The organism is Paenibacillus sp. TAF43_2 (genome assembly GCF_052113545.1).
Classification (GTDB): Bacteria; Bacillota; Bacilli; order Paenibacillales; family Paenibacillaceae; genus Pristimantibacillus.
The window spans coordinates 1-2,764 of sequence record NZ_JBFRDK010000334.1 but is presented as its reverse complement, the minus strand read 5'-3'; the positions used below and the strand labels follow the sequence as shown (position 1 = coordinate 2,764).

4 protein-coding genes are annotated in these 2,764 nt (G+C 39.2%); all 4 read left to right on the top strand.

From position 1 onward, the window contains the following. Window positions 1-1,166 (top strand): alcohol acetyltransferase (locus tag AB4Z17_RS33045; protein WP_441964646.1); only part of this gene is annotated, 1,166 nt, incomplete at its 5' end. Continuing rightward, entirely contained in the window at window positions 1,163-1,837 is a 675-nt protein-coding gene (locus AB4Z17_RS33040) for a DUF6320 domain-containing protein (protein ID WP_441964644.1), read from the top strand. The genes AB4Z17_RS33045 and AB4Z17_RS33040, both read left to right, overlap by 4 nt. Window positions 1,838-1,976: 139 nt before the next feature. After that, the gene (locus AB4Z17_RS33035) at window positions 1,977-2,348 is read left to right on the top strand and encodes a GntR family transcriptional regulator (RefSeq protein WP_441964642.1); all 372 of its coding nucleotides are present in this window, start codon (window positions 1,977-1,979) and stop codon (window positions 2,346-2,348) included. Window positions 2,349-2,398: 50 nt separating this feature from the next. Further along, window positions 2,399-2,764: hypothetical protein (locus tag AB4Z17_RS33030; RefSeq protein ID WP_441964640.1), on the top strand; the 366-nt coding region annotated here is incomplete at its 3' end.

Here is a 2,764-nt window from a genome sequence, read left to right as displayed (position 1 = left end):
TAGATGCTGACGCCTTGCAAAAAGCGGCTGATACCGTATTTGATCGTTTTCCGATGTTTACCGTTAAACTACGTAAAGGTGTGTTTTGGAATTACTTGGATGAAAATACGGAGAAAATTGTGATCGAAGAGGACGAGCAGTATCCATGCCGGGATATTGATCCGAATACGAATAACGGTTACTTATTTAAGGTTTTATATTATCAAAATAGAGTATCAATTGAAGTTTTTCATTCCCTTACGGATGGCAATGGAACCATTGAATTTTTAAAATCACTTTTATACTATTACCTCATATATTTGGGGGAAAACATCGATCCTGAAGGAAAAATTTTGCTCGCGGATACTGGAGTGGATGTGCTTGATATGGAGGACAGCTTTCGCAGGTATTACCAGGATTGTTATGTTGAACGAGTGATAGCGAGCAAATCTTATCATGTTAAAGGTACACGCTTTGAGCACTTCGGAAACAATGTGGTGCACGGCGTTGTTAGTGCTTCTGCATTGAATGCACTTGCCAAGCAAAAGGGCTGTACGATAACAGCGTATTTAACGACATTGCTCATTTACTCTATTTATCAAACAAGAATTAAATTTAGTGAGCAAAATGCCCCGGTGGTCATATCTATTCCAGCCAATTTACGCAAAGCCTTCCCGTCGCGAACGCTTCGCAATTTTTTTGGCGTTGTAAATATCGGAATAAAAGTAACCGAGGACGCTTCATTTGATGAGCTCATTATTCGAGTAAATGAAATGTTAAAGCAGAAAACTGGAAAAGAAAATTTGCAAAATATTATTTATAACAATGTAGCGCTCGAACGCAACAAAGCTACTCTTTTTATTCCGCTGTTTCTCAAAAGCTGGTTTGTTGATTTTGGTTTTCGCACACTAGGAGAAAGCAGAAGAACGATGACGTTATCCAATGTTGGCAACATCATTTTGCCGCAGCAAATGTATAACTATATCGACGTTATTGAGGCTGTAGTCTATCCATCAAATAAAAGCCCAGTAAGCTGCGGCGTCTGTACGGTTAATGATAAGCTGACGATTACGTTTACGAGAAGTATTGTAGAAGCCGATATACTGCAATATTTTTTCTCTTATTTAGCGGCTCAGGCTGGGCTTGACGTGAGAGTATATTCAAATGATTGGGGGAGGAATGGATGAGGTTATGCAATCGATGCAATGTGAGCGTTGACGATCAGCACGACTATTGTCCGTTATGCTCGAGGCCTCTTGGGAATCGCGGGAATAGTGCGTCAGAGTACCCCTCCTATTCAAAATTACATCAAGAAACAGCCGTATTTACACGTACGAAGCTGTTTTTGTTTTTAACGATATCGGCTATAGTACTCTCGATTACGATTAATTTATTAACGTTGCAGCTCAATCCTAAATTGTGGTCTGCGATTGTGACGACCGGGTTAATCTATGCATGGGTTATTGTAAAAGATACGATATTGTCAAAGGCGCATATCGGCAAAAAGATATTGTTTCATTACGCGATATTAGCGCTTTTTTTACTCGTAATCGATATTTTTGTTGGGTTTATGAAGTGGTCAACCACCTATGCCATTCCGCTGTTTGGTATGGCAGCAACTTTTGTGATGACTCTGCTCGCCATTATAAAAAAATCGTTATGGCATAATGATATCGGTTATTTATTAGCTATGTTTTTCATCAGCCTATGTCCTGCGATTTTATTTATTTTTCAATTAGCGGATGTCATTTGGCCAAGTGTGGCAGCGATTGTTTACTCATTGCTCACGATCATCGGCATGATTATTTTCTCGGATCGGCAATTTAAAGAGGAAATAAAGAAACGGTTTCATTTTTAAAAGGTTTAGAAAGATTTAATTCATATCATCGAAGAAAAGGAGCAGATCTCAAAATCATGCTCCTTTTTTTGTTACATATTGACAATTAAATTGTACTAGTGCAATAATACAATCAAGAGATAAGGCAGGTGATGTGTACGTGCTAAATTTTTATGAATTAAAGCTAAACAACAAGGAGCCCGTATACGTGCAGGCGGCATTGTATGTGAAGAGACAAATATTGCTGAGGAAGGCTGAGTCAGGAGATAAGCTGCCGTCTAGGCGAGAAATAGCTGCACAACTGAACATTAATCCGAATACAGTGCAAAAGGCTTTTAAGCTTATGGAGGATGAAGGTTATGTTCGCACGAGCAGTACGCTCGGAAGTGTTATTTATGTAGATGAGGCGATCTTAAAGCAAATTGAAGCTAAGCTGACGGATGAGTTAGTGAAAGCGTTTATTGGCTCCGCTAAGGAGATTCATTTGTCGTTCCAACAAGTCATCTCCCTCATTAGCGAGCGTTGGGAATAGTTTTTTTTGGCGTATCTGTACTACTACTATAATACAATTGAGGTGGTATCATGAGAACCTTTTATCGACTGCTGCAATATGAATTTTCAACCTGGTTGAAAGCGATTATGCTGCTTTGCACAGCTGTAATCGTTATCCCTCTTTATCTGCTCCACATGTTTGTCAAAGACTATGGTGAATATACCGTTCACGAGCGCTATGAAAATATTTATGCCTCTTCAGGCTGCATCATCGTATTCCTCCTATGCATAGCAGCAGCATGCGGATTTTTCTTAAAGACGATTTATGCAGGTTATTGGGGCAGTAAAAGTATATACATGTTTTTATCACTGCCTGTAAGGCGTGAATCGATTTATTTTAGCAAAATCGTTGTTTTTGTCATTTGCTTGCTCATGCTGCTCGGGTCGCAGCTAATT

Coding starts and splice junctions, on each gene's coding strand:
- AB4Z17_RS33040 (WP_441964644.1), top strand. CDS start 1,163: ATGAGGTTATGCAATCGATGCAATGTGAGCGTTGACGATCAGCACGAC.